The organism is Ruminococcus hominis, assembly GCF_014287355.1.
Lineage (GTDB): Bacteria > Bacillota > Clostridia > Lachnospirales > Lachnospiraceae > Schaedlerella > Schaedlerella hominis.
Genome location: NZ_JACOPE010000001.1, coordinates 575,480 through 601,836 on the forward strand (window position 1 = coordinate 575,480; position 26,357 = coordinate 601,836).

26 protein-coding genes and 1 tRNA gene are annotated in these 26,357 nt (G+C 38.1%); 18 read left to right on the forward strand and 9 right to left on the reverse strand.

Translation table 11 applies throughout. The features are described 5' to 3' along the window. Positions 1 to 210: 210 nt before the first annotated feature. The 7 genes from H8S40_RS02510 to H8S40_RS02540 all read left to right on the forward strand — a co-directional run bounded on the left by H8S40_RS02510 (position 211) and on the right by H8S40_RS02540 (position 8,565). Positions 211 to 1,383 (forward strand): iron-containing alcohol dehydrogenase, encoded by a 1,173-nt coding sequence (locus H8S40_RS02510; RefSeq protein WP_186864470.1) that lies wholly within the window; start codon positions 211 to 213, stop codon positions 1,381 to 1,383. 48 nt (positions 1,384 to 1,431) lie between these two features. Further along, positions 1,432 to 2,412 (forward strand): LacI family DNA-binding transcriptional regulator, encoded by a 981-nt coding sequence (locus H8S40_RS02515; protein ID WP_118737640.1) that lies wholly within the window; start codon positions 1,432 to 1,434, stop codon positions 2,410 to 2,412. 286 nt (positions 2,413 to 2,698) lie between these two features. Beyond that, positions 2,699 to 4,585, forward strand: a complete 1,887-nt coding sequence (locus tag H8S40_RS02520) for a sucrose-specific PTS transporter subunit IIBC (RefSeq protein ID WP_186864471.1) — start codon at positions 2,699 to 2,701, stop codon at positions 4,583 to 4,585. Between the two features lie 14 nt (positions 4,586 to 4,599). After that, positions 4,600 to 6,021 (forward strand): glycoside hydrolase family 32 protein, encoded by a 1,422-nt coding sequence (locus H8S40_RS02525; protein WP_243116240.1) that lies wholly within the window; start codon positions 4,600 to 4,602, stop codon positions 6,019 to 6,021. Positions 6,022 to 6,027: 6 nt separating this feature from the next. Beyond that, positions 6,028 to 6,984: a carbohydrate kinase family protein gene (locus H8S40_RS02530; protein ID WP_186864472.1), complete on the forward strand. Its 957-nt coding sequence runs from the start codon at positions 6,028 to 6,030 to the stop codon at positions 6,982 to 6,984. A 58-nt stretch (positions 6,985 to 7,042) separates the two neighbouring features. Then, on the forward strand, positions 7,043 to 7,990 hold the full coding sequence (locus tag H8S40_RS02535; RefSeq protein ID WP_118724753.1) for an alpha/beta hydrolase: 948 nt from the start codon (positions 7,043 to 7,045) through the stop codon (positions 7,988 to 7,990). Next, on the forward strand, positions 7,969 to 8,565 hold the full coding sequence (locus H8S40_RS02540) for a 4'-phosphopantetheinyl transferase family protein (protein ID WP_118688313.1): 597 nt from the start codon (positions 7,969 to 7,971) through the stop codon (positions 8,563 to 8,565). Before H8S40_RS02535 ends, H8S40_RS02540 begins: the two co-directional genes overlap by 22 nt. Before the next feature lie 107 nt (positions 8,566 to 8,672). Here the strand turns inward: H8S40_RS02540 and H8S40_RS02545 are convergent, their stop codons facing one another. The 5 genes from H8S40_RS02545 to H8S40_RS02565 all read right to left on the reverse strand — a co-directional run bounded on the left by H8S40_RS02545 (position 8,673) and on the right by H8S40_RS02565 (position 12,367). Then, on the reverse strand, positions 8,673 to 9,503 hold the full coding sequence (locus tag H8S40_RS02545; RefSeq protein WP_118724754.1) for a ThuA domain-containing protein: 831 nt from the start codon (positions 9,501 to 9,503) through the stop codon (positions 8,673 to 8,675). A gap of 92 nt (positions 9,504 to 9,595) precedes the next feature. Beyond that, positions 9,596 to 10,033, reverse strand: coding sequence for a Zn-ribbon domain-containing OB-fold protein (locus tag H8S40_RS02550; protein ID WP_117990236.1), 438 nt, complete (start codon positions 10,031 to 10,033; stop codon positions 9,596 to 9,598). A 12-nt stretch (positions 10,034 to 10,045) separates the two neighbouring features. After that, on the reverse strand, positions 10,046 to 11,335 hold the full coding sequence (locus H8S40_RS02555; protein WP_186864473.1) for a thiolase family protein: 1,290 nt from the start codon (positions 11,333 to 11,335) through the stop codon (positions 10,046 to 10,048). A gap of 11 nt (positions 11,336 to 11,346) precedes the next feature. Continuing rightward, positions 11,347 to 11,586, reverse strand: coding sequence for an acyl carrier protein (locus tag H8S40_RS02560; RefSeq protein ID WP_186864474.1), 240 nt, complete (start codon positions 11,584 to 11,586; stop codon positions 11,347 to 11,349). A gap of 97 nt (positions 11,587 to 11,683) precedes the next feature. After that, positions 11,684 to 12,367 (reverse strand): TetR/AcrR family transcriptional regulator, encoded by a 684-nt coding sequence (locus H8S40_RS02565; protein WP_186864475.1) that lies wholly within the window; start codon positions 12,365 to 12,367, stop codon positions 11,684 to 11,686. Positions 12,368 to 12,567: 200 nt separating this feature from the next. Between H8S40_RS02565 and rpiB the strand changes: the two genes are divergently transcribed. After that, on the forward strand, positions 12,568 to 13,014 hold the full coding sequence (gene rpiB / locus H8S40_RS02570; protein WP_022074512.1) for a ribose 5-phosphate isomerase B: 447 nt from the start codon (positions 12,568 to 12,570) through the stop codon (positions 13,012 to 13,014). Between the two features lie 121 nt (positions 13,015 to 13,135). Here rpiB and H8S40_RS02575 read toward each other — a convergent pair whose 3' ends face one another. After that, positions 13,136 to 13,930 carry an HAD family hydrolase gene (locus H8S40_RS02575; RefSeq protein ID WP_186864476.1) on the reverse strand — a complete coding sequence of 265 codons (795 nt, stop codon included), beginning with the start codon at positions 13,928 to 13,930 and terminating at the stop codon, positions 13,136 to 13,138. 170 nt (positions 13,931 to 14,100) lie between these two features. Between H8S40_RS02575 and glmM the strand changes: the two genes are divergently transcribed. After that, a complete protein-coding gene (gene glmM / locus H8S40_RS02580) occupies positions 14,101 to 15,444 on the forward strand; it encodes a phosphoglucosamine mutase (protein ID WP_118688309.1) in 1,344 nt (447 codons plus the stop codon). A 138-nt stretch (positions 15,445 to 15,582) separates the two neighbouring features. Here the strand turns inward: glmM and H8S40_RS02585 are convergent, their stop codons facing one another. Further along, positions 15,583 to 16,350 carry an N-acetylmuramoyl-L-alanine amidase gene (locus H8S40_RS02585; protein ID WP_118738247.1) on the reverse strand — a complete coding sequence of 256 codons (768 nt, stop codon included), beginning with the start codon at positions 16,348 to 16,350 and terminating at the stop codon, positions 15,583 to 15,585. Positions 16,351 to 16,454: 104 nt separating this feature from the next. Continuing rightward, a complete protein-coding gene (locus H8S40_RS02590; protein ID WP_186864477.1) occupies positions 16,455 to 17,795 on the reverse strand; it encodes an HlyC/CorC family transporter in 1,341 nt (446 codons plus the stop codon). Positions 17,796 to 17,977: 182 nt separating this feature from the next. Between H8S40_RS02590 and murB the strand changes: the two genes are divergently transcribed. From murB to fba, 8 genes are all read left to right on the forward strand, one after another. Beyond that, positions 17,978 to 18,883 (forward strand): UDP-N-acetylmuramate dehydrogenase, encoded by a 906-nt coding sequence (gene murB, locus H8S40_RS02595; RefSeq protein WP_186864478.1) that lies wholly within the window; start codon positions 17,978 to 17,980, stop codon positions 18,881 to 18,883. Between the two features lie 13 nt (positions 18,884 to 18,896). Continuing rightward, positions 18,897 to 19,775, forward strand: a complete 879-nt coding sequence (rapZ, locus tag H8S40_RS02600; protein WP_022074503.1) for an RNase adapter RapZ — start codon at positions 18,897 to 18,899, stop codon at positions 19,773 to 19,775. 9 nt (positions 19,776 to 19,784) lie between these two features. Beyond that, positions 19,785 to 20,744: a DNA-binding protein WhiA gene (gene whiA / locus H8S40_RS02605; RefSeq protein WP_022074502.1), complete on the forward strand. Its 960-nt coding sequence runs from the start codon at positions 19,785 to 19,787 to the stop codon at positions 20,742 to 20,744. Continuing rightward, positions 20,741 to 20,998: an HPr family phosphocarrier protein gene (locus H8S40_RS02610; RefSeq protein ID WP_118738243.1), complete on the forward strand. Its 258-nt coding sequence runs from the start codon at positions 20,741 to 20,743 to the stop codon at positions 20,996 to 20,998. The genes whiA and H8S40_RS02610 overlap by 4 nt, the downstream gene beginning before the upstream one ends. 182 nt (positions 20,999 to 21,180) lie before the next feature. Beyond that, a complete protein-coding gene (locus H8S40_RS02615) occupies positions 21,181 to 22,137 on the forward strand; it encodes a diacylglycerol/lipid kinase family protein (RefSeq protein ID WP_186864479.1) in 957 nt (318 codons plus the stop codon). A gap of 144 nt (positions 22,138 to 22,281) precedes the next feature. Then, positions 22,282 to 22,353: transfer RNA gene (locus tag H8S40_RS02620), tRNA-Glu, on the forward strand. A 225-nt stretch (positions 22,354 to 22,578) separates the two neighbouring features. Next, positions 22,579 to 23,307 carry a glucosamine-6-phosphate deaminase gene (gene nagB, locus H8S40_RS02625; RefSeq protein WP_118738241.1) on the forward strand — a complete coding sequence of 243 codons (729 nt, stop codon included), beginning with the start codon at positions 22,579 to 22,581 and terminating at the stop codon, positions 23,305 to 23,307. A gap of 176 nt (positions 23,308 to 23,483) precedes the next feature. Beyond that, positions 23,484 to 24,350, forward strand: a complete 867-nt coding sequence (fba, locus tag H8S40_RS02630) for a class II fructose-1,6-bisphosphate aldolase (protein ID WP_118738240.1) — start codon at positions 23,484 to 23,486, stop codon at positions 24,348 to 24,350. Positions 24,351 to 24,432: 82 nt separating this feature from the next. On the opposite strand, the gene H8S40_RS02635 is transcribed toward fba, so the two are convergent. After that, positions 24,433 to 25,173, reverse strand: a complete 741-nt coding sequence (locus H8S40_RS02635) for a DeoR/GlpR family DNA-binding transcription regulator (protein ID WP_186864480.1) — start codon at positions 25,171 to 25,173, stop codon at positions 24,433 to 24,435. Positions 25,174 to 25,438: 265 nt separating this feature from the next. Between H8S40_RS02635 and pfkB the strand changes: the two genes are divergently transcribed. Then, the gene (pfkB, locus tag H8S40_RS02640; RefSeq protein ID WP_118688302.1) at positions 25,439 to 26,341 is read left to right on the forward strand and encodes a 1-phosphofructokinase; all 903 of its coding nucleotides are present in this window, start codon (positions 25,439 to 25,441) and stop codon (positions 26,339 to 26,341) included. The last annotated feature ends 16 nt before the right edge of the window (positions 26,342 to 26,357 follow it).

A 26,357-nucleotide genomic window follows, 5' to 3' on the forward strand; every position in this document is an offset into this window, starting at 1 on the left:
ATAATCTGATTTAGATTTAATATTCGATATCAAATCCCTAGAAACTTTATGTTTCTAGGGATTTTTTATATATTAGAAAAGTGTTCTTTCCTAATATATAAAAATGCTCCGCGAGGATGTGCAAGATATATTCTTTAGTCTTTTTAGATAGAAATTGTTATGATATAATAAAAAGAAGAATGACTACAATTCAGAATGGAGGAAGAAATCATGCTTAATTATCAGAGAACAATTCCAACAAAACTTTATTTTGGTAAAGGTCAGATAAGTCACTTAGAAGAGGCATTAAAATCATTTGGTAAGAATGTGCTATTGACATATGGCGGAGGTTCTATCAAGAAAATAGGACTATATGATGAAGTGATGAAGATTTTGAATGAAGGTGGGTTTAATGTTACAGAGTTAAGTGGCATTGATCCAAACCCACGTATAGAATCAGTTACAGAAGGCGTAAGAATATGCCGTGAGAAAGATATCGATGTGATACTCGCGGTCGGTGGCGGAAGTACTCTTGATTGTTCGAAGGCAATTGCTGTCGGAACATATTATGAGGGTGACGACATGTGGGAGATGGTTGTGAATGCAGAAGGAATTGCTGAAAAAGCAGTTCCCCTTGTAACGATTCTGACATTAAGTGCTACAGGCTCGGAATATGATGGAGGCGGAGTTATCTCCAATATGAATACGAATCAAAAATTAGGAAGATCATATACTTATCCGGCTGTGTCAATCTGTGATCCAACGTATACTTTTTCAGTTTCTCCGTATCAGACAGCAGCAGGTTCGGCTGATATTATGAGCCATATTATGGAAGATTATTTTTCGAGAACAGATGACAGCGATTTGTCAGATGGTATTGCGGAAACAATTCTTCGTTCAGTGATGAAAAATTGCCCAATTGCAATAAAAGAGCCGGATAATTACAGTGCAAGAGCGAATTTGATGACAAATTCTTCCATCGCATGTTCAGGAATACCAGCTTACGGCAAACAGGAGACAGGGTGGCCTTGTCATGCTATGGAACATGAATTGTCAGCATTTTATGATATTACTCATGGAGTAGGACTTGCCATTCTGACACCAAGATGGATGCGTCATATTCTTGCAAAGGACAGTACTGCTACAGGAAGATTTGTAAAATTTGCAAGAAACGTAATGGGCTTAGACGGCGAAGATGAAGCGAAGCTTGCATTAGCAGGTATTGATGCCCTGGAAGAATATTTTAAATCTACGGGCATTCCGATGACACTTACAGAGCTTGGAATAGATGAGGAGCATTTTGAAGTAATGGCAGATCATGCGAATGAAGAAGGATATTTAAAGGATGCATATGTGGCGTTGACAAATGAAGATATTATCCAGATTTACAAAGCATGTTTATAAGTGGATGTAGATGTGGTAAAAATTAAAAGTATACTAGGAGAGTAAAAAATGACGGTAACAGAGATTGCAAAGCTTGCCGGTGTGTCAAAAGCTTGTGTGTCAAGATATTTTAATCATGGATATGTAAGTGAAGAGAAGAGAAAAAAAATAAAAGAAGTTATTGAGCAGACAGGATATGTTCCTAGTAAAAAAATGCAGTCGCAGCTACAAACAGTGAAACCAACAATCGGAGTAATTATTCCAAAGATAAATTCGGAGAGTATATCGCGGGTTATTGCCGGAATATCCCAGGTTTTAAATCGTGAAGGATATCGTATGTTGCTCGCAGATACAGAAAATAGTATAGAGAAAGAAATCCAGTATTTGCAGTCATTTAAGCAGGATAATCTGGCAGGAATCATATTTAGTGCTACGATTATTACAAAACAGCATCTTGAATTGTTACAATCGTTGACAGTTCCGATTGTTATTTTAAGCCAGAATGTGCCGGAATTTTCGTGTGTGTATCATGATGATTATGGGGCTGCGGCTGCGATGGCAGAAAAGCTGATCGGGCTTAAAAGAAAGAACTATGGAGCAGTTTTGGTTACTTCCGAAGATAAAGCGGCAGGAGATGCGAGATGCAATGGATTTATGGATACGATGAAGAAAAATCATATTCAGCTCAATGATAAAGCAATTACGTATTCTGACTTTTCGTTGGAGTCAGGGTATGATGCAGCAGAAAAACTCTTTTCACAGGCTCCGGATACAGAGGCTGTTTTCTGCGCAACAGATACGATTGCAATTGGAGTAATACAATATTTAAAAGGAATTGGAAAGCGGATACCGGAAGATGTTGCAGTTACTGGAATCGGGCATTCGCGTATGACAGAAATTATATCACCAACAGTGACAACAGCACATTTATTCTATAAATCTACTGGAATTGAAGGTGCTGATATGTTGATAAAAATAATTGACAGTGGAATAGACATGAAGAACAAATTGAAAATGGGATTTGAAGTGATACAGCAAGAGTCTTGTTGATATGAAACAAAGAAAGATGAAATATAAGCTAAATATGAAACAGCGTTTCATATTTAGCTTTTTTCGTACAATTTTAAAAAGTGCGATTGATTGTTAAAAATCAAGAGGGGCTGTGAAAACATAGTAATGCATCTGTCACAAAGAATATGAATTTGGCATTATGCATAATTTTCGATGTGAAAAATTATGAAATAATTCTAATTGAAAATATGAAACAATGTGGTACAATATGAAATAGATATGAAACAAATATAAAAAATATATAAAACATGAAGGAGGTATTCAGGTGGATTACAGAAAAGCAGCATCAGAGGTTATTCGTTTGATTGGTGGAAAAGATAACATTGTATCAGCAGCACATTGTGCAACAAGATTACGCATGGTAATTGCCGACAACAGCAAAGTTTCAAAAGAAGCACTGGAAGAAGTAGAGGGAGTGAAGGGTGTTTTTGAAGCGTCCGGGCAGTTGCAGATCATTTTCGGGACAGGAGTAGTAAATAAGGTTTATGATGAATTTATTGCAATCGCCGGAATTTCAGCAGCAACAAAAGAAGATGTTAAGAAAGACGCGGCAAGCAAAGGAAATCCTTTCCAGCGTTTTATCAAGACACTCGGAGATATTTTTGTTCCAATCATTCCAGCAATCGTAGCATCAGGTTTTTTGATGGGAATTATGGAATCATTAAATTTCTTGATTAATAATGGATATATTTCTATGTCAAATGAAAGCAGTCTTTTTGTTTTGGCAAATATGTTCTCAAATACAGCTTATGTATTTCTGCCTGTATTGATCGGATTTTCGGCAGCAAAAGTATTTGGCGGGAATTCATTTTTAGGTGCTGTTATCGGTATGATCATGGTTCATCCGAATTTGCAGAATGCATGGACAATGACAGGCGGAGTAGAACAGTATCTGGATGTATTTGGTCTTTGGAAAGTTCCGCTTGTTGGTTATCAGGGACATGTTATTTCAGTAATCATTGCAGTTTTTGTTATGGCAACAATTGAAAAATGGCTGCATAAACGAGTACCGGCAATGTTTGATCTGTTTGTTACACCGCTTGTATCTGTTTTTGTGACAGGATTTTTGACAATGACAGTGATCGGACCTGTTTTCAACTTTGTGGAATCAAGCATTATCAACGGAATTCAGGCATTGATTACAATTCCTTTTGGAATCGGTTCATTTGTAATGGGAACATTATATGCACCGACAGTTGTAACAGGTATTCATCATATGTATACAATTATTGACCTGGGACAAATCAAAGAATTTGGCTGTACATACTGGCTTCCACTTGCATCAGCAGCAAACATAGCACAGGGTGCCGCAGCGTTGGCAGTTGCATTAAAAACAAAAGACCAGAAATTGAAAGCAATGGCATTGCCATCTTCTTTATCAGCATTTATGGGAATCACAGAACCAGCTATCTTCGGTGTAAATATGAGATTTTTCAAACCATTTATCTGCGCTTGTATCGGTGGTGGATGTGGAGCGATGTTTGCATCAATTACATCTCTTGGAGCAACAGGAACTGGCGTAACAGGTATTTTTGGAATCCTTCTTTGTCTGAATACACCTGTTAAATATATTTTAATGTTCTTAATTGCAGCAGGTGTCGCATTTGTTCTTACATGGATCTTCGGATACGAGAATAAAAAAGAGGACGATAAAAAAGTAGAAAAGGATACTTTGAAAGAAACAGTGGTAAATAGCGCAAATGATGATAAACAAGTACTTTCTCCGGTAGAAGGAAAAGTTGTTGGATTATCTGAAACAGGAGATGAAACATTTGCTTCTGAAGTATTAGGAAAAGGAATTGCAATTGAGCCGGTAAAAGGTGAAGTATATGCACCATTCAATGCGACAGTCAGCACACTTATGGGGCATGCAGTTGGTCTTGAAGGAAAAAATGGAGTGGAATTATTGATTCATATTGGGGTTGATACAGTCCAGTTGAATGGAAAATATTATACATCGCATTGCAGTGAAGGTCAGGAAGTAAAAGCGGGTGATTTGCTTATGGAGTTTGATATGAAAGCAATCAAAGAAGCGGGATTTAAAACAATCACACCGGTTATTGTTACAAATACAGATGATTTTGCAGATATAAAGGTGGAACATGAAGGGGAGATTCTCGTGGGAGAGACGCTTCTTGATATAACAAAATAAAAGAGGATTAAAACGTGAAAAAAGATTTATTATATCAGAAAATCAAAGTAGCCGAAGAACTTGCACTTTCCAAAATGAATAACGATAAATTCAGACAAGGGTATCATTTGATGCCTTTGTCTGGATGGATGAATGATCCGAATGGTCTATGTTTTTATAAAGGAAATTATCATGTGTTTTTTCAACATAGTCCATTAGATGCTAATCGAGGCGATATTTTCTGGGGGCATTATACAAGTAAAGATTTATTGAACTGGAAAAAGCATCCGACATTTTTATATCCGGTAGATTCATGGGATATAAATGGAGTATATTCAGGATCTGCACTTGCGGAAGATGATGCACTGTATTTATATTACACAGGAAATGTAAAGCATCCGGGAGATTATGATTATATTTATGAAGGGCGTGGTCATAATGTAGGGCTTGCGATTACAAAAGATGGAATTTTGCCGGATAGTAATCAGTGCATTTTAGAAAATAAAGATTATCCGGATGATTTGAGCTGCCATGTCAGAGATCCAAAGGTCTGGAAAATGGATGGAAAATACTACATGGTACTTGGTGCAAGAACGCGGCAGGACAAAGGTGAGTTATTGATTTTTGAATCAACGGATAAATATAATTGGAAGCATATCAATGTAATTAAAACAGAAAACGATATGGGATATATGTGGGAGTGCCCGGACATTTTTTGCGTAGATGGACAATGGATCGTGATGACATCTCCACAAGGGATGCAGCCTCATGATGATATTGGTCAAAATGTGTATTCTTGTGGATATTTTCCTTTAAAAGGTGATTTTAGAGGAGAATATGAATTGGGAGAATATTATGAAGCGGATATGGGATTTGATTATTATGCACCGCAGACTTTCGAAGCACCGGACGGACGGCGCATTGTGATTGGCTGGATGGGAATGCCGGATGCAGATTATATCAATCCTACAACTGAAAATATGTGGCAGCATTGCATGAGTCTTCCAAGAGAATTACATTGGGAAAACAATAGGCTGATGGCAAGACCTGTTGAGGAATTGAAAGCACTTAGGAAAAATGAATTTAATTTTGTATGTGAAAAGCAAGTTGGGTTAAAGTCAGAAAAATACAGTGAGTTTATTTTTGAAAATCAAGGTGCTGCGTTGGAAATTCAAATCGGTAAAGGTGTTTGTATTAGTTGGAGAGATGGCGTGGTTAAACTGGTAATGGACGAAAAAACAGGTGCCGGACGTACAGAACGCTTTATAAATCTTCCATCGCTGAATAAAATACAGATTTTTATTGATGCATCTTCGATAGAAGTGTTTTATAATGAAGGTGAGTATGTTATGAGCACACGTTTTTATCCTGAGCAGCCGGAAGAGATACAAGTATATGGCTGTGGTAATGGTGTGCTGTATGAACTTGAACCAATGAAAATTCAGTGGAAGGAATGATTGAATATGAAAAAGTATGATGTAACAGCACTTGGAGAATTGTTGATTGATTTTACGGAAAACGGAGTAAGTGGTCAGGGCAACCCTCTTTTTGAAGCTAATCCGGGTGGGGCACCATGCAATGTTCTGGCTATGTTGACAAAGCTTGGACATAAAACAGCATTTATTGGGAAAGTCGGAGATGACTTCTTTGGAAAGCAGTTAAAAGAAGCAATTGAGGAAGTAGGAATTGATTCAACAGGATTGTGTATGGACAAAGAAATTCATACAACACTTGCGATGGTACATACTTATCCGGACGGTGACAGGGATTTTTCTTTCTACCGTAATCCAGGCGCTGATATGATGCTGAAAGAGTCTGAAGTAAAAGAAGAACTGATCAAAGAGTCTAAATTGTTTCATTTTGGAACCTTGTCAATGACACATGAGGATGTGCGAAAGGCAACAAAAAAAGCCATTCAGATAGCAGAAGAAGCAGGAGATATCATTTCTTTTGATCCAAACCTGCGTGAGCCTTTGTGGAATTCGTTGGATGAGGCGAAAGAACAGATTTTGTATGGACTTTCTCATTGTCATATTTTAAAGATTTCTGATAATGAAATTCAATGGCTGACAGGTCAGGAAGATTATACAGATGGAGTGAAGTGGATTTTAGAAAGATACCAGATTCCATTGATTCTTGTATCGATGGGAAAAGAAGGAAGCCGTGCTTATTATGGCGGGAAAATGGTTGAAGTAAAACCATTTATCCAGAAAAATACAATTGAAACAACGGGGGCAGGAGATACGTTCTGTGGCTGTGTATTGCATTATATTTGTGAGCATGGACTGGAAAACCTGACAGAAGAAAATTTATTTGAAATGTTGCAGTTTGCAAACGCGGCAGCTTCAATCATTACAACAAGAAAAGGTGCACTTCGTGTAATGCCGGAAGAAAAAGAAATTGCCGGATTATTAGGATAATGGTTTTGACATTTCTAAAGAGACGTATTATTTTTCGTGTCTTAAAGGAGTTAGATAAATGACAAAATTTACAGAAATGATTCGGGATTTATTTGAAGAGACAGAGCAGAAACAATTGGCAACGTTTGACGAATCCATAACCAACCCGGATAATGTAGTGATATACGAACAAATACAATATGGTGCAGAAAAGCAATGGAATACATTAGATATATACAGACCAAAGGACAGTGTAGGTGAATGCCTTCCAATATTGGTGAATGTCCATGGAGGAGCCTGGATGCAGAGTTCAAAAGAGCGATACAAATATTATTGCTGGAAACTTGTGCAGAAAGGCTTTGCTGTGGTTAATATCAATTATAGACTTGTTCCGCATGCGTATTTTCCGGCACCTGTTGAAGATTTAAATACTGTAATGACCTGGATTTTGGAGCATGCAAAAGAATATAATATGGATCCGTCTCATATTTATGGAACAGGTGATTCAGCTGGCGCCCAGATATTAGGGCAATATGCCGCAATCAGTTCTAATGAGAAGTATGCCGGGCAATTTACATTTCAGATACCGAAAAAAAATGTGTTTGAGGCAATTGTATTAAATTGCGGAGTATACCAGGTAAATTACGAATGCAGACGATCTGACCTTGTTCGAATGATTGCATTTGAATATTTGAATTTAGAAAATAAAAATCCAGAGCAGATAACAGAAGAGGAATACCACTCGTTGTATGAACAGAAAATAGATTTGTTTGAATTTGGCAAATATGTTACATCACAGTTTCCGGATACTTTGCTTGTGACATCTGAGACAGACTTTGTGAAAATGCATAGTCTTGAATTGATGCGCTATTTAATGGAACAAAATGTTAATGCCAGATTGTATATGTGTGTTTCAAAAGAACATGAATTAAATCACGTGTTCAACATCAATTTGAAGCTTCAAGAAGCAGAGCGGTGCAACAATGAGGAAATGGAGTTTTTGATATGTCATACAAAGCAAAATTAATCATAGCGGATGCAGAACATATACTTCAATACGAGAAAAAGATACTCTCTCAGATAGCACCTCAATATGTGAAAAAATACCGGGAGCATAAGATTGAGGAAGATAAAAAACAAGAATTAATGGCAGGATATCTGTTGAAAATGTACTTAAATATTGAGCATGAGGAACAGCTTATCATAAATGAAAATGGAAAACCATTTCTTAAAGCCGGGGAGCCTTTTTTCAATCTGTCACACAGTGGTAACTATGTGGTACTTGCAATTGCGGATTGCGAGATAGGTGTAGATATAGAACATATTATGCAGTGCCATGAAGCAACCGTAAAGAAAGTATACTCACCTCGAATGCAGGAAGAATTAACTGATTTATCGGGAGAAGAAAAAAATGAGAAATTCTCACAGCTATGGACGGAATTTGAAGCAAGATTAAAGTTAAAAGGAATCGGATTTGAAGAAGGCTGGAAAGAGCTTCGAGATATGAATTGTTATATAGATACCAGAAGAGTGGAGAATTATTTTATTAGTGTCGCAACGGAAGAAGAAATATTTCTTGAGGTAATATTTAAATCGATATAGACTATTAAAGGGGAAATCAGTAAATGCAAATTTCCCCTTTTTTCTTCTTATATTTTTATAGTGTTAATTGACAATATCCGCTGTTGAAAATCCTCTTTAAGACTATTCTAATAATATGGGAACAATTTCAACCGATTCTCACCGGAACGATCCGGTTTCTTTAAAGTGACTTCACCGGTAGCGGCCCATTCAACACCGCGTACAAGCATTGTAATGAAGTTAAATCGATCCAGAGCCTCCCAATGACCGATTGATGTGACGAATACACGCCCTTTTCCGTATGTATTTGTCCAGATAACAGGAGTATATTCATTGACTCCAGGCATATTCTCAAGCTTGCCGCCCGGAATTTCAACAGGATGATGAGCAGGTGGAAAACCTGGAATACGATAATTTTCTACGTCATCATAAACAGATGCCAGAACGTGCACATCAGCTTCAGGATGAATGATAAGCTGTGTAAACAGATCATCGAATACATTCATCCATTTATTATCAATTCCTTTGGTGATTGGATGATTTTCATCCATCGTTTCTACATAAAAGTCATCTTTCGGGCAGCGTCTGCAGCCTTTGTCCATAGAACAGTATCCTCCAAGGAGTTTTCGCCATTCATCAGGCCAGTCAGAATCTACCCAGATTGAGGAATGATAGAACACGATACCTTTTCCTTTGGCAACAAAATCATAGATGGTAGACTCTGTCTGTTCACCGAAGCGGCGGGCGTGGTCGGTCGGCCATGTTTTACCATCATAATCAACAAACAGAACATCATATGGCTCTAAAAAAGCCGGAGTGATATTGCGGAATTCTTCTACGATAGCAACGTGGAATCGTCCGGTGGCTTCCATAAGATCGCGTAGGCGCTGTGTGATTTTACGTCCTTGATGCTCGGCTGTAAGCAGGCCGGTTACTAATAATACGTTTAATTTATCCATAAGTACATCTCCTTATAACTGGTAAAATGATTGCTACCACCCTATATTGTTTCATATCATATAGGGTGACAGCAATTGTTTTAGATTATTTATTACTCATCAAGTTCAAAGAAAAGTGTTGTATATCTTCCCATATCGTGAAAAACAGGACGGACTCTTACAGGGAGTTTATCCGTGATTTCTCGAGCTTTCTTTTTGTTGATGCCAAGAATAACGGCATTGATGGAAGGACCTTCGTCTAATTTTACTTCACCACAAACATACTTTAATCCTTGATCTTCAAGCTCAAGTCTTGCATTTAAAGCACCTGTGAATACAAAAGTAATTAATTCGCCTTTCCCGGACAATTCAGTCCATTCTGTCTCGTGATAACCACAAGAATTACATGCATGATGAGGTGGAAATTCAATCGCACCACATTCTTTGCATTTCTTTGCGTATATTTTTCCGTCTTTTAAACCATTCCAGAACTTTTCTACAACATGTTCCGGATTCCAGAATTCTTCTGTGCTGATTCTATTCAAATCCATGATAATCCTCCTTTAGAAATTGGCTCTCAAAATCGTTGCACGGACATTCTGTGCACCGCCGAAACCTCTTAAGAATGTATGCTTAGGCATTTTCTTGACCTGACGTTCTCCGGCTTCACCGCGCATCTGAGTTACAGCTTCGAATACATCGGCCATTCCGGATGCACCAAATGCATGACCATAAGAAGTGCGGCCTCCATTTGTATTCATCGGTTTGTCACCATCAAATGCAAGACGTCCGTCTAACGCATATTTCCATCCTTCACCTTTTGGAAGATATCCAATCTCTTCTGCAGCAAGAAATGCAGATGATCCGATAAAATCATTTACGAATACTAAATCCATGTCATCAGCAGTAAGTCCGGTCATTTCAAATACCTGACGGGCAGCCTCAGCAGTAGCTTTTTTCTCAAGGTGCGGAACGATAGCATCCAGTACAGAAGCACCTGTTCCTAAAACTTCGATTGGTTTGTCCGAAAACTTGTGTGCGATTTCAGTAGGAACTACGATACAGCAGGCAGCTCCGTCGGCTACACAAGAATCACTGGATGTTCTTAAGTATTGAGTCATTTTTGGATTGTGAGGGGATTTCATATACTCCCATACATCATCATATCCTGCATCTTTAGCAAGCTTATCATAAGGTGTTCTGCGGATGGCTCTAGGGCAAAGTTCAGCAGCACGGCGGAAATGATATGCCTGATGATTCAAAACATCATCAATCTGTTCAGCAGACAGATGGTTTTCTTTTGCATAGAAATTAATCCAGTCATCGTGATTCATACCAGGACCGCCACCGAGATATCTTCCGTATGCACGGTCAAAGATAGAATCCAAATCCGGGAAAAGAACTTCTGTGGTAAGTGCTGTACGCATGTGGTCAGGAGTATTTCCGTCAGGCATGCCTGTTCCTTGATCGCAACAGCCTGTAAGGACAACATCATACGTACCACTGGCTACAGCAAACACAGCTTCTTCCAGCGCAATGTATCCGGTGCAGCAGCCTTCTGAGTGGGAGAGAGAACCTTTTCCTCTCATGCCGAACCAGTCAGCAACCTGAAGATTTGGGGTAATACAGTTATTTAGCACATGTGGATTTGCAGAACCATGGAAGAAATACTGCACATCACGTGGCTCAACGTGAGCATCTTTCATTGCATCCAAAGCAGCGTATCCAAATAATTCTCCGTTGGTAAGTCCTTTATATTGAGGATTTGTAACTCCGTTAAAAAATGGTGTTGCACCAACTCCGACAATGGAAACACTTCTCATATTTTTACCTAGTTTTACATTGTGTACCATAATGCCACCTCTTACATCTCTTCAATAACGAAGTCTGCCAGATCGCCGATTGTTTTATACTTTCCGAATCTTGCAACAGGAATCATTACATCAAAATCATTTTCAATGGATGCACTCATAGCTACACGCTGTGTAGAAGCTACACCTAATTCCTCTGCGATATCTGTGTTTTCATTGATTTTGTCTGCATCTGCATGAAAAGCCATTGCAGCATATTCAATTAATTTTGAAATTACTTCTTCTCTTGTCATATTTCGTCCCTCCAAAGATTTAATAGTTTATAGATTTATTTTATAACTGAAAATAGGAGAGATACTAGAACACTATTTTGGAAAGTGTATAAAAATATTATTCGTTATCTTCAGGAATGTTCATTTTAATATCGAAATCCGGTCTGGTAGATTGAAAATAATGAAGATAATTAGCACCGACACGCATCGTATTTAAGAGATTGAGAATATCAGTTGTCGAAAGAACATCCGCCTCATCCTCTTCTTCCAGCCAGTAACGGGCTGCAAGGAAATGCATCTCAATCAGGAGATTTGTGAAATAACGGCGAAGGGTGTCATCAGGCAATCCATCATCATCCATCATTTGATTAATATGTTCAGATAGGATGTTTTTCAATTTCTTCATAAAATAAATATCCGAATGTTTTGGGTCAAGCATGACAGCAATTTCCTTTTTGTTTTTCTTACAGAATTTAAACCAGGCAGTCATAAGCTGCGGTGGAGCATAATCAAAGCTGTCTTCAAATTTTCCTGTGGAACAAGAAGAGGAAGGCTGTGACTTTGAAGCGGCATTATAAAAGCGATTGACGTCATCTAAAAGAGTGTTTTCAATTTGCTCCATTAAATCATAGATGTCGGAATAATATTGATAAAAAGTACCACGAGTAATATTTGCCTGAGCACAAAGCTCTTTGACTGTTATTTTATCCCAGCATTTTGATGGGATTAGCTTTAGATATGTATCGATAATGTTCTGTTTTGTCTGTTCTGATTTTGGCTTTTTGGTAATTATGTCTGCCATAAGCCGCCTCCTTTACAAATTGATTTTTTACAGAAATAAATATGTAAATATTATATCTCAATCGTATTTTTTTAGCAAGGAATGGGAAAGTACGTGGAAAAGTACATTCCTTGTCTTGACATTTTTAAAGCAAACATTCAGAATAGTAGAAGTATAGGAAATATGTAACTAAAATAAGAGAAAATGAGGAGCTAAAGATTATGAGAATTGGAATTGGTAATGATCATTCTGCGCTGGAGCTGAAAGCAGAGATTATTGAGTTCTTAAAAGAGAAAGGTCACGAAGTTGTTGATTATGGAACAAAAACTTCGGAAAGCTGTGATTACCCTGTTTATGGAGAAATCGTTGGAAGAGCGGTTGTTTCAAAAGAGGTTGATTGTGGTATTTTAATCTGTGGAACAGGACTTGGTATTTCACTGGCAGCAAATAAAGTAAAAGGTGTACGTGCAGCTGTATGTAGTGAACCATATACAGCAAAGATGTCACGACTTCACAATGATTGTAATATCCTTGCGTTTGGGGCAAGAGTAGTCGGCGCTGAGCTGGCAAAAATGATTGTTGAGACATGGCTGGATACAGATTTCGAAGGTGGAAGACACCAGAGAAGAGTCGATCTGATCATGGATATCGAAGAAAAGAACGAGTAATTTTACGGCCAGAGTTACGCGGGATTAAAAAACAGAGAAAATTAAGAAAGACTTCATGTATGATGATATGCTGCTTGTCAGGCAGACAAAGCAAATATCATATACATGAGGTCTTTTGCAATTATAAGATGGTATTTAATATATCTTCAAGAACATCTTCTACACAGTCTGTAACATAAGTTGCGTGGTAAGAGACACCGGGAGCACAGTTGGACATTGCATAGCTTGTACCGACATACTGAAGCATCTCAATATCGTTGTACTGGTCACCGAAAGCAATACATTCTTCCGGTTTGATATGAAGTACATCCAAAAGCTTAGAAAGGGCAGTGCCTTTATTTGTGCCAGGAGCAATAAAATCAATCCAGATATTACCGGAAGTGACAACCTTTATCTCAGAACCAAACATATCTTGAAGATATTTGAGATATTTATCAATAATATGAGGCCCATCTATCATATTACAGATTGCGATTTTTAAGATAGGTCCGTCTACAGAGCGAATATCGTCAACGATTGTTGTCGTATTATGCATTACATTTACAATATGATTTACAAAATCAGGATGTACATCTTCAATAAAGCAAGAATCTTCACGGGAAACAACAATATCAAAATGGGCTTCTTTTTTTACTTCGTTCAAGATTCTTGAGCAAAGATCCGGGTCGATTGTGGAGCGGGAAATAACCTCACCGTTATGAATGCATACGGAACCATTCTCTGCGATATAAGAAATATCATCTTTTAAAGCATGAAATACACGGCGTTCATTGTCATATTGACGTCCACTGGCAGCTACAAAGTGGATCCCTTTCTGAGTAAGTTGTGAAATCAAATCAATGGCGCGTGGTGTCAATTCCTGTGCTTCATTTTGTAATAATGTGCCGTCTAAATCACTGGCGATTAATTTTATCATAAATAATTCCTCCGAATTGTAGATTTTTACTTGTGAACAGTAACATTTTACTTCATTTTATATTTTTTGTACACAACATTTTGGGTTGTATCTCGGAAAGAAAAAGAATATAATAAAACATGAACTTGAAAGAGAACCTTAAGAGAAAGATTATAAATGGGGTATTAATTATGGGAAAATATTTCGGAACAGATGGATTTCGTGGAGAAGCAAACGTTGTATTAACAGTAGAGCATGCATTTAAGGTAGGACGCTTCCTGGGATGGTATTTTGGACAGGAGCATCAGGCTCGTATTGTTATTGGTAAGGATACAAGAAGAAGTAGTTATATGTTTGAATATGCACTGGCAGCAGGACTGACTGCGTCAGGTGCAGATGCTTATCTGCTTCACGTAACAACAACACCAAGTGTTTCTTATGTAGTAAGAACAGAAGATTTTGACTGTGGTATTATGATTTCAGCAAGTCATAATCCATATTACGATAACGGAATCAAAGTAATCAATGGTCAGGGACATAAGCTGGAAGCAGAAGTAGAAGCGAAGATAGAGGCTTATATTGATGGAGAAAGCGGTGAAGTTCCACTTGCAACAAAAGAGAATATTGGACGTACTGTAGATTATGCAGCAGGAAGAAATCGTTACGTAGGACACTTGATTTCAATTGCAACACGTTCATTCAAAGATAAAAAAGTTGGATTAGACTGTGCAAACGGAAGTTCATCTGCGATTGCAAAGAGCGTATTTGATGCATTGGGCGCTAAGACATATGTTATCAGTAACGAGCCGAATGGTGTGAATATCAATACAAACTGTGGATCTACACACATCGAACAGATGCAGGCATTTGTAAAAGAAAAACAGCTGGATGTAGGATTTGCTTATGATGGAGATGCAGACCGTTGTATCGCAGTAGATGATAAGGGTAATGTTGTAGATGGAGATTTAATTCTCTATATATGTGGAAAATATTTGAAAGAACAGGGAAAACTGGTTGGAGATACAATTGTTACAACAGTTATGTCTAATTTGGGTCTGTACAAAGCTTGCGATAAGATTGGTATGAAATATGAGCAGACAGCAGTTGGAGATAAATATGTATATGAAAATATGCTTCAGAACGGATTTATCCTTGGAGGAGAGCAGTCAGGACATATTATCTTCAGCAAACATGCGAGAACAGGTGATGGTATATTGACATCTCTTATGATTATGGAAGTAATTATGGAGAAAAAACAGAAATTATCTCAGCTTTGTGAGGAAGTAAAGATTTATCCACAGTTATTACAGAATGTACGTGTGGTAGATAAGAAGACAGCAACAGAAAATCCAAAGGTACAGGCAGCTGTTGAGAAAGTAGCAGAGGAACTTGGAAGCGACGGAAGAATTTTGGTTCGTGAGAGTGGAACAGAGCCAGTGATCCGTGTTATGGTTGAAGCTGCAACAGATGAGATTTGCCAGAAATATGTAGCACAGGTTGTTGATGTGATCAAAGCAGAGGGACTGGAAGCATAAAAACATATTGAGAATGGCTATTTTTAAGTACAAAAAGGATGATGTTCAATCTTGTATCAGATTGAACATCATCCTTTTATTGTTAGTGAACAGTTGATAATCAGAACAAATACGACAAGCTTAATCGATTTGGTTCTTTTATACAGTCACAATCCAGGTTTGATAACCTGCCCGGCGAAGTCTCTGTTCCATTGCGACAGCCTGATCCAGAGTTTCAAAATCGCCGACACGTATCCGGTAGAAACCATCTTTTTCTTCAATTTCTGCAGGAAAGTCCATTTCCAATAACTCGTTTAACATGCGTTCTGCATATGCCGGATTTCGATAAGATGCAACCTGTACATGAAATCTTTTTGGTTTGGCAGAGGCATTGAGCTGATTGAGTGTATCTAAGATACCAGATGCGATTGCCTGTGCAATGTCAGAGAAATTTTCATCAAATAATTGATTGTCAGTTTTTGAATTGATGAATCCAACTTCTACAAGCACCGCCGGCATTTTTGTGCGTTTCAGTACGACCAGATTTGGACGTGCCTTGACTCCGAGATTAACAAATCCCACCATTTCTAATTGCTCATTGATATTTTCAGCCATTTGTAATTTGATTCCAGAGAGACTGTAGACAAGAGACTCGACGCCGGATACGACATTGTCGGTAGGAAAAGAATTGCGATGGATAGAGATGAAAAAATCTACTCCTGCATTGTTGGCTTTCATCGCTTTCTCATATGGCGTTTCGTAAATATCGGTTGTTCTGGTATATTCTACATCGATGCCGTCATTTTGAAGAATTTCTCCGATTGCAAGAACGAGCTGCAGGGTATCGTCTTTTTCCTGACGGCCGTTATATACAGCACCAGGGTCACGACCGCCATGACCGGCATCCAACATAATTGAATAAGGCATAAAGATACCTCATGTGGGAAGTTTCTATTTATAGTATGCAGGGCATAGAAAAAGGTTCGCAATCAAATCACGAACCTTCTTAATTATATGGAATATATTTTATTCTAATTAGATTCTGTATTAGTATCATCTACTGAATCAGATGTCTCGTTCTCTTCTGTGGAAATATCATGAACAATCTCCGGCAAGTAGACATGTACCAACTCTACTCGGTTTTTGTCCAGTTTCTCTACTACCATACGAATACCGTCTTCGGTAGTGAACTCATCGCCGACTTCCGGTAATCGATCCAGATGCTCAATCATAAATCCACCGAGGGAATCAAAGTCTTCGGATTCCAATTCCTGATGTCTGACATCCAGTTTCAGACGATCGTTCAAATCAACGAGACTGACAGAACCTTCAATGATATACTCTAAATCGTTTATCTTACGAATGAAATCTTCTTCGTTCTCATCGTATTCGTCATGAATCTCGCCGACAATCTCTTCCAAAATATCTTCCAGTGTGATAATACCTGCAGTTTCGCCATATTCGTCTAAAACAATCGCAATATTAATGGATGCATCACGCATCTCAACGAGTAATTCAGAAATATTCTTATATTCATAAGTGAAATAAGCTTCTCTCAAAATATCGCGGACTTTGAAATGTTCTCTGTCGTCAAAGAGCAACAAATCCTTCATGTTAATCGTACCGATTACATTGTCTGTTGTATCTTCATAAACAGGAAGGCGGGTAAACTTATCCTCTTTATAAATGTCAATTAATTCAGTGTATGTATTGTTCACATCGGCAAATGTTACATGAACACGAGGAACCATAACATCTTTTGCTTTTGCATCACCTAAGTCGAACACATTATATATCATTTCCTTCTCTTCAGATTCAATGACACCATCTTCGTGGCTGACATCTACGATTGTACGAAGTTCGTCTTCTGTCATTGCCTTATTGGCTTCATCCGGATTGATTCGTAATAATACAAGAATACCGCGTGAAAATAAATTCACAATAAAAATGAACGGTGTCAAGATCGTCATTAAAAAGTGAATGACCCTGATATAAGAGAGAGAAAACTTAACAGCACGAAGTGTTGCCATACTCTTAGGAGTAATCTCTCCAAATACAAGAATCAATACTGTCAGTACAGCTGTGACAATACTGACCATGTATCCACCGAAACTGTAAGCTAATGTAGTAGCCAGAGAAGAGGCAGAAATATTAACAATATTGTTGCCAATCAAGATTGCACTGAGCATCTTTGTCTTCTGGTTTTCAATAACATCCAGAACCAATGCTGCCCGCTTATCTCCGTCATCTGCCATAGAGCGCATAGTAATCTTGCTGACAGTTGTTAATGCCGTCTCAGCAGAGGAGAAAAATCCTGATAAAAATAATAAAATAATAAGTACTATAAATTGTATCGCGTCACTCGAGTCCAATGTTTTAATCAACTCCTTTGAAATCTATTTTTAAATACGAGTACACGAATCTAATATACATCATTTCTATGAGTTTTGCAACACCTGTAGGCTTTGTATAGTTGAATTTCAGCACAAAGTATTGTATTATGTAAACTGTTTAGAGCTCCTCATAGAGCGAAAAATGAGAGGAAGATAATTAGATGAATATATATGAAGAATTATGTAAGATTGTTTCTGAAGATCAGATTTTAAAAGACGAGCCGATGGATAAGCACACAACATTTCGAGCCGGCGGCAAGGCGGATTATTTAGTGATGCCTTCAAATGAAGAACAGGTACGGGATTTGGTGTTGTTATTGAAAAAGGAAAATGTTCCTTATTATGTGATGGGCAATGGAAGTAACCTGCTTGTCAGAGATAAGGGATTTAAAGGTGTGATCATTCAAATCGCACGCAAGATGAATCAGATCCGCGTAGAAGGTGAGACGATTTATGCACAGGCAGGAGCTTTACTTTCAAAAATTGCAGCACAGGCATTGGGAGAAGGACTGACTGGTTTTGAATTTGCATCAGGTATTCCGGGAACCTTAGGTGGTGCAGTGATGATGAATGCGGGTGCATATGGTGGAGAGATGAAGCAGGTTATTGTGAACGCATGTGTGTTAACTTCAGCAGGTGAGATTGCTGTAATTCCGGCAGATTTGATGGAACTGGGATATCGTACCAGTGTATTTGCAAAGAATCAGGATATTATATTGAGTGCTCAGCTGAAACTGGAATATGGGAATGAAGCTGTTATCCGTGAGTATATGGATGAACTAAAAGAACGGAGAGTGAGCAAACAGCCGTTAGAATATCCAAGTGCAGGTAGCACATTTAAAAGACCGGAAGGATACTTCGCAGGAAAATTAATTCAAGATGCAGGACTTAGAGGTTTTCAGGTCGGTGGAGCCCAGGTGTCAGAAAAGCATTGTGGATTTGTAATCAATAAAGATCATGCAACAGCGACAGATATCTTGTCATTGATGGAGCAGGTGTCTGATAAAGTAGAGGCAAAATTTGGCGTACGATTGGAACCGGAAGTAAAGATTATTGGTGAAAAATAAAAGAGGTATGAAGATGAAATTAGTAATTGTGACGGGTATGTCAGGAGCAGGAAAATCAATTGCATTGAAGATTCTGGAAGATTTGGGCTATTTTTGCGTCGATAATCTTCCGATACAGCTGATGCCAAAATTTGCAGAGATTTTGACAACTCCAAATTCAGAATTGAAGCAGGTAGCACTTGGGATTGATGTGCGAAGCGGACAGGCTTTGGATGGATTAGAAGAACAGCTGAATGCGATGGATAAGGCCGGGATTGATTACGAGATACTGTTTTTGGATGCACAGGACGATGTCCTTGTGAAGCGTTATAAAGAGACAAGAAGACAGCATCCGCTTGGAGGAGCCGGTCATATAGATGTCGGGATTGCAAAAGAACGTGAGAAGATTTCGTTCTTAAAGATGCGTGCAACCTATATATTAGATACAAGTAAGATGCTTACAAGAGAGTTGAAAAAAGAGCTGGAGCAGATTTTTGTAGATGGCAAAAATTTTAAAAATCTATATATTACGGTAATGTCATTCGGATTCAAATATGGAATCCCACAGGATGCGGATTTGGTTTTTGATGTACGTTTTTTACCGAATCCATATTATATCAGTGGATTGAAAGAAAAAACAGGAAATGACAGAGAAGTGCAGGAATATGTGATGAACAGTCCGCGGGCAGAAGAATTTTTAAAAAAGTTTACGGATTTGATTCAATTTTTGCTGCCAAATTATATATTAGAAGGAAAAAACCAGTTGGTCATTGCAATTGGATGTACAGGAGGAAAGCATCGTTCTGTTACTGTGGCAAATGCATTGTATCAGGTTGTGAAGCAGGATGAAAATTATGGTGTTCGTATTGAACACCGAGATATTGAGAAAGATGCTATTACAAAGGCAAAATAGAGGTATAACATGTCATTTTCGGGAAATGTAAAAGAAGAACTGTCAGAACACTGGAGCAGTGCAAGACACTGTCAGATTGCAGAACTGGCAGCAATTCTTGGACTATGTGGCTCGATCATTATTAATAGTAGAAATGAATATCGGGTAAAAGTACACACAGAAAACAAAGCGGTTGCAAGAAAAGTCTTTACATTGATTAAAAAAACATTTAATATAGAGTCTGATATATCAATAAGGAGAAACATTCAAAAGCAAAGCGTATCGTATTCGGTTGTTGTAAAACAGCACCAGGATGCACTTCGAGTATTACAGGCGGTTAAGTTGATAGATGAACATTTGGATGGATTTGAAGAGGTCCGGATTGTGAATCCTATCGTGGTACAACAGACCTGCTGTAAGAGAGCATTTATTCGGGGAGCATTCTTGGCAGCGGGTTCCATGAGTGATCCTAAGAAAGCATATCATTTTGAAATTGTGTGTGCTGCAGAACCAATGGCAGAACAGATACGGGAATTAATGAGCAGCTTTTCAATGGATGCAAAGATCGTCCAGAGAAAGAAATCATATGTCGTATATCTCAAAGAAGGCTCACAAATCGTTGATATATTGAATATTATGGAAGCGCACGTTTCGTTGATGGAACTTGAGAATGTACGAATTTTGAAAGAAATGCGCAATACAGTAAACCGAAAGGTGAACTGCGAGACGGCAAATTTGAATAAAACCGTATCAGCAGCGGTTAAGCAGTTGGAGGATATTACATATCTAAGAGATACGATTGGATTAGAAAAGCTGTCAGAGGGATTAGAGGAAGTGGCATTAGCCAGACTTTCGCACCCAGATGCATCATTAAAAGAATTAGGAGCTCTTTTGTCGCCGCCGGTTGGAAAGTCAGGAGTGAATCACAGACTTAGAAAACTGGGAGATTTGGCAGAAAAGGTTAGAAAAGAGCAAGGAGGAGTATTATGATTGAAACACCGGTTATCGTGAAACATGAAAAAGGATTAGATGCAAGACCTATTGCTTTGCTTGTACAGGAAGCAAGTCAGTACGCAAGCAAGATCTTTATTCTGGTTGATAATAAGAAGATTAATGCAAAGAGCATCATGGGTATGATGAGCTTGAATTTATCGGATGGTGAAGAAGTAACTGTTTTGACAGATGGGGAAGATGAAGTGAAGGCAGCAGAGGGAATTAAGACATTTCTTGCAGAAGTAAAATAGAAGGCATCTTTTGTTCGGATAACAGATGTGAACAAAAGTGAAGTATTCACGAAAACAAATAGAATATAAAAAGAGGTTGTGTGTAAAGCACAGCCTCTTTTATCACCTGCAGAAACGTTCGACTTGAACAGATTTCAGCAGGATGTTTTGGCAACTTAAAAAGTGGAAAGGAGCGGATGAATATGAAGAAACTATTATTTATTTACAATCCAAACGCAGGAACCGGTATGTTAAAACCTAAATTGGCAGATGTCCTTGATATATTTACCAAGGCAGGTTATGAAGTTACAGTGTACCCGACACAGCGTTATCACGATGGACTTGCTAAGACTTTATCTTATACAGGCGATTATGATCTGGTAGTGTGCAGCGGAGGAGATGGAACATTAGATGAAGTCGTGACCGGTATGGCACAGAGAGATAAGAAAGTACCGATCGGATATATTCCGGCCGGAACGACAAATGATTTTGCAAGCAGCCTGCATATTTCAAAGGATATGCTTGGAGCAGCCGACACAGCGGTAAATGGAGTACCATTTCCATGTGATATCGGTCATTTTAATGATGATTATTTCGTATATATTGCAGCTTTTGGGCTATTTACGGATGTATCATACGAGACAGATCAAAATATGAAGAACGTTCTGGGACATCTGGCATATGTACTGGAAGGAACAAAGCGTATTTTCAATATTCCTTCTTACCATATTAAAGTGACACATGACGGAGAGACAATCGAAGATAATTTTGTGTATGGAATGGTGACAAACTCCAGATCAGTAGGTGGTTTTAGAAGTATTATCGGGAGAAATGTAGCGTTTGATGATGGTGTGTTTGAAGTGACATTGATTAAAACACCGAAGAATCCGATTGAGTTGAACGAAATCGTAGCGGCATTGCTGGTAAAACAGATTAATTCGGATCATATGTATTCTTTCCGTTCCGGTCATGTTAAGTTTGAATCGGAAGAGGAAATTCCATGGACTTTGGATGGAGAATATGGTGGAAGACATGATGAAGTTATTGTGGAAAATCTGAAACAAGAATTGGAAATTATGGTAAAACCGACTTCAATCGGTCATTTGGAACGAAAAAAAGAGTTGGTCCGCCAGGAAGAAGAAAGCGAAGAACAGTCGTAAATTTACAGGATGATAGCTTCTTCATATTGAAAAAATAAAAAATATAAAAAAATGAAAAAAACACTTGCATTATGTGAAATAGTGTGATAAAGTATATCTTGCTTGCGGGTGAGAAATAAACAAGCAGGCAAGATAATTAAATAAGGCTCCGTGGTCAAGCGGTCAAGACGCTAGCCTCTCACGCTGGAATCAGGGGTTCGATTCCCCTCGGAGTCACTAAAGAGTGGGTTGTTACTCAAAGCAGGCAAAACCGGATTTTTAGACATAGAATATGAGTTCTATTCTGAAAATCTGGTTTTTTCTATTTCTGCGAAATATAGATTTGGGGATTCAAGTCGAACGTCTGTGAGACTTGGCGCGTAGGGATAGAATATGAAGGACTGTATCTGAGGAAAACAAGCTCTGCAATTAAGACTTTTAAAGTATAAGGAGGAATGGGTTATGAAGATTATCAGAACCAAGGATTACGAAGAAATGAGTCGAAAAGCAGCGAATTTAATTTCCGCACAGATTCTGCTGAAGCCTGACTGTGTATTAGGGCTTGCAACAGGATCTACTCCAATTGGTATTTATGATCAATTAGTTGAGTGGTATAAGAAAGGTGATTTAGATTTCTCCACAGTTAAGACAGTGAACTTGGATGAATACAAAGGCCTGACAAGAGACAATGAGCAGAGTTATTACTATTTCATGCATCATCATTTGTTTGACAGAGTAAACATTGACGAAGAGAATACACATGTACCGAACGGAAAAGTTGAGAATGGTGATGAAGAATGTCTTCGTTATGAAGCATTGATCGAATCTATGGGGGGCGTCGATCTTCAGTTACTTGGATTAGGAAGAAACGGACATATCGGATTTAATGAGCCTGCAGCAGATTTTCCAAAGATCACACATTGTGTAGATTTGACAGAAAGCACAATCGAAGCAAATAAGCGTTTCTTTGCTTCAGCAGATGAAGTGCCAAGACAGGCTTACACAATGGGAATTGGGACAATTATGAAAGCAGACAAGATTCTTGTTGTGGCAAATGGAGAAGACAAAGCTGATGCAGTTGCAGCGATGGTACAAGGTAAAATCAATCCGGAGGTGCCGGCATCTATACTCCAGCTTCATAATAATGTAATACTTGTAGCTGATGAAGCAGCACTTTCTAAATTAAAATAAAACAACGAACAGTGTTAAAAAAATAACAAATTGTTAAAAATAAGATGGATTTCGGACATTTTATTGTGAGAATTAGAGATTGTCTTTTTTTACATGATGGGCTATAATGGTTACAGATTTAAAAGAAATAGTACTTGCTGTAATCGGGCAAGCCTTAAGAAGTGGAGGAAAGAAATATGTTAGTATCAGCAACAGAGATGCTTCAGAAAGCAAAAGCAGGACATTATGCAGTAGGACAGTTTAATATCAACAACTTGGAATGGACAAAAGCAATCCTGACAACAGCAGAGGAATGCAAATCACCAGTTATCCTTGGTGTATCTGAAGGTGCTGGAAAGTATATGACAGGTTACAAGACAGTTGTTGGAATGGTTAAAGGTATGATGGAAGAACTTGGAATTACAGTTCCTGTAGCATTACACCTTGATCATGGTAGCTACGAAGGATGTCTGAAGTGTGTAGAGGCTGGATTCTCATCAATCATGTTTGACGGATCACACTATCCAATCGATGAGAACGTTGCTAAAACAACAGAGTTAGTTAAAATTGCTCATGACAATGGTATGTCTATCGAAGCAGAAGTAGGATCTATCGGTGGAGAAGAAGACGGAGTTATCGGTAGAGGTGAATGTGCAGATCCAGAAGAGTGTAAGAGAGTAGCAGATCTTGGTATCGACTTCCTTGCAGCAGGTATTGGTAATATTCATGGTAAATACCCAGCAAACTGGGAAGGACTTAGCTTTGAAACTCTGGATGCAATCCAGCAGAAAACAGGTGATATGCCACTCGTACTTCACGGAGGAACAGGAATTCCGGACGATATGATTAAGAAAGCAATCAGCCTTGGAGTAGCTAAGATTAACGTTAATACAGAGTGTCAGCTTTCATTTGCAGCTGCTACACGTGAATATATCGAAGCAGGAAAAGATCTGGAAGGAAAAGGATTCGACCCAAGAAAACTCCTCAAACCAGGTGCAGACGCAATTGCTGCTACAGTAAAAGAAAAGATGGAACTGTTCGGATCAGTTGGAAAAGCTGAGTAATTTTAGTTCCTGAGTATATGAGATGATTTCTCGTAAATAAAGAAAAAACATCGGTCCCGGCAAATGTCGGTACCGATGTTTTTTATATAATCTTGATATTATCATAATTCTGATAAATTTTAGATAAATTGGAATCTGTCAAAATGATACAGTCTGTAAAATCAGCAAATGTAACAGAAGAAATAACTCCAAATTTTGAACTATCACAAAGAATATAAGATTCTTTGCAATGAGCGAAGGCAGATTCTTTTACCTTTGCTTCTTGAACATCCGGAGTTGTGCAGCCCTGTTGGATTGTCAGTCCGTTGCTGCCAAAAAATCCTTTTGTAAAATGAAATTTTTGTATTGCTTCACAAGTGTCAGCTCCAATTAATGCTTCCGTATGCATCTTTACCATTCCACCCGGAAGATAAACTTCGAACCCACGATTGCAGAGTTTTCGTGCATGGGCAATCGCATTTGTTACAAACACGGCTTTAGAAGCCGAAATATATTCGATAATATATCCGGTCGATGTGCCGGCATCAAGATATACAACATCTTTGTCAGTGATTAGTGAGGCAGCATATTGTGCAATTGTAATTTTAGAATCACGGTTTAGAATTTCGCGTTCAGAGACGGAAATATCCTTCGTGATTTCCTTTGAGGATGCAAGTGCACCACCATGTACCTTTACTAATAATCGTTTTTTATCCAATTCTGTAAGATCTCTTCGAATTGTAGATTCAGATGCATCAAAAAGTTCCATTAATTCTTGTACGGTTGCTTTTCCATTTTCATTTACAAGCTTTAAAATCGCATTTTTTCTTTCATCAATCAGCATAATCTTTCGTCTCCTTCGTTTTGAATGAATGATAATGACAGATTTTGATTCTTATTTCATTATAAAAGAATCAAAAATGAATGTCAAACAAAGCGAAACGAGCATTTTGCACGAAAACAAGGATTAAATTTTGTCTATATTTACATGAATGAATATGACTGGAAGTGATTGACAATGACTGAAAACGAGAATATAATCAAAGCATAAAGCAAATCTCGTCAAAAACATTTAAAAAACGTCATAAGAAGGCAGGAGGGAATAATGAATGGTTTATACAGTAACATTTAACCCATCACTTGATTACATTGTGAATGTTTCTGATTTTAAATTAGGTCAGGTGAACAGAACAGAAAAAGAGGTGATGTTTCCGGGGGGAAAGGGAATTAACGTATCCATCGTTTTAAAGAATCTTGGAATGGAAAGTACAATCCTGGGATTTACAGCAGGATTTACCGGTGAAGAGATTCAGAGAAGAGTCAAAGAAATGGGATGCGTAGAAAAACTGATTCCTATCGCAAATGGCTATTCAAGGATCAATCTAAAACTTCGTTCCAACGAAGAGAGTGAGATCAATGGTATGGGACCGGAAATCGGAAAAGAAGATATCGACAAGCTTTATCAAATGTTAGATACATTAAAAGCAGGAGATGTACTTGTTCTTGCAGGAAGTATTCCGGCATCTATGCCATCTACAATGTACAGCGACATTATGGAATATCTTCAGAATAAAGAAGTTATGATCGCAGTAGATGCAACAAAAGATTTGTTGGTAAATGTACTGCCATTTCATCCATTTGTAATCAAACCGAATAATTATGAGCTCGGAGAGATTTTCAATGTAACATTGAAAGATAAGAAAGATGTCATTGTTTATGCCAAAAAGTTACAGGAACAGGGGGCAAGAAATGTTCTGGTGTCTATGGCAGGTGACGGAGCGGTGCTAGTTGCAGAAGATGGTTCTGTATATGAAAGCGAAGCTCCAAAAGGAAAGGTTGTCAATTCTGTAGGAGCAGGGGATTCAATGGTAGCAGGCTTTTTGTATGGATATCTGACGACACAAAATTATGAGATAGCATTTAAAAATGGTGTTGCAACAGGAAGTGCGAGTGCATTTTCAGAAAATCTTGCAACAAAAGAAGAAGTGGAAGCAATTTTAAACACATTATAAAAAATGGGAGGTTTCA

Excerpts from the sequence above, each read along its gene's own strand:
- murB (WP_186864478.1), top strand. The coding sequence starts at position 17,978 with ATGAATATATATGAAGAATTATGTAAGATTGTTTCTGAAGATCAGATT.
- H8S40_RS02535 (WP_118724753.1), top strand. The coding sequence starts at position 7,043 with ATGACAAAATTTACAGAAATGATTCGGGATTTATTTGAAGAGACAGAG.
- H8S40_RS02565 (WP_186864475.1), bottom strand. The coding sequence starts at position 12,367 with ATGGCAGACATAATTACCAAAAAGCCAAAATCAGAACAGACAAAACAG.
- whiA (WP_022074502.1), top strand. The coding sequence starts at position 19,785 with ATGTCATTTTCGGGAAATGTAAAAGAAGAACTGTCAGAACACTGGAGC.
- glmM (WP_118688309.1), top strand. The coding sequence starts at position 14,101 with ATGGGAAAATATTTCGGAACAGATGGATTTCGTGGAGAAGCAAACGTT.
- H8S40_RS02575 (WP_186864476.1), bottom strand. The coding sequence starts at position 13,930 with ATGATAAAATTAATCGCCAGTGATTTAGACGGCACATTATTACAAAAT.
- rapZ (WP_022074503.1), top strand. The coding sequence starts at position 18,897 with ATGAAATTAGTAATTGTGACGGGTATGTCAGGAGCAGGAAAATCAATT.
- H8S40_RS02585 (WP_118738247.1), bottom strand. The coding sequence starts at position 16,350 with ATGCCTTATTCAATTATGTTGGATGCCGGTCATGGCGGTCGTGACCCT.
- rpiB (WP_022074512.1), top strand. The coding sequence starts at position 12,568 with ATGAGAATTGGAATTGGTAATGATCATTCTGCGCTGGAGCTGAAAGCA.
- H8S40_RS02550 (WP_117990236.1), bottom strand. The coding sequence starts at position 10,033 with ATGGATTTGAATAGAATCAGCACAGAAGAATTCTGGAATCCGGAACAT.
- H8S40_RS02515 (WP_118737640.1), top strand. The coding sequence starts at position 1,432 with ATGACGGTAACAGAGATTGCAAAGCTTGCCGGTGTGTCAAAAGCTTGT.
- H8S40_RS02555 (WP_186864473.1), bottom strand. The coding sequence starts at position 11,335 with ATGGTACACAATGTAAAACTAGGTAAAAATATGAGAAGTGTTTCCATT.
- H8S40_RS02530 (WP_186864472.1), top strand. The coding sequence starts at position 6,028 with ATGAAAAAGTATGATGTAACAGCACTTGGAGAATTGTTGATTGATTTT.
- H8S40_RS02510 (WP_186864470.1), top strand. The coding sequence starts at position 211 with ATGCTTAATTATCAGAGAACAATTCCAACAAAACTTTATTTTGGTAAA.
- H8S40_RS02635 (WP_186864480.1), bottom strand. The coding sequence starts at position 25,173 with ATGCTGATTGATGAAAGAAAAAATGCGATTTTAAAGCTTGTAAATGAA.
- H8S40_RS02545 (WP_118724754.1), bottom strand. The coding sequence starts at position 9,503 with ATGGATAAATTAAACGTATTATTAGTAACCGGCCTGCTTACAGCCGAG.
- pfkB (WP_118688302.1), top strand. The coding sequence starts at position 25,439 with ATGGTTTATACAGTAACATTTAACCCATCACTTGATTACATTGTGAAT.
- H8S40_RS02615 (WP_186864479.1), top strand. The coding sequence starts at position 21,181 with ATGAAGAAACTATTATTTATTTACAATCCAAACGCAGGAACCGGTATG.
- H8S40_RS02610 (WP_118738243.1), top strand. The coding sequence starts at position 20,741 with ATGATTGAAACACCGGTTATCGTGAAACATGAAAAAGGATTAGATGCA.
- H8S40_RS02540 (WP_118688313.1), top strand. The coding sequence starts at position 7,969 with ATGTCATACAAAGCAAAATTAATCATAGCGGATGCAGAACATATACTT.
- H8S40_RS02560 (WP_186864474.1), bottom strand. The coding sequence starts at position 11,586 with ATGACAAGAGAAGAAGTAATTTCAAAATTAATTGAATATGCTGCAATG.
- fba (WP_118738240.1), top strand. The coding sequence starts at position 23,484 with ATGTTAGTATCAGCAACAGAGATGCTTCAGAAAGCAAAAGCAGGACAT.
- nagB (WP_118738241.1), top strand. The coding sequence starts at position 22,579 with ATGAAGATTATCAGAACCAAGGATTACGAAGAAATGAGTCGAAAAGCA.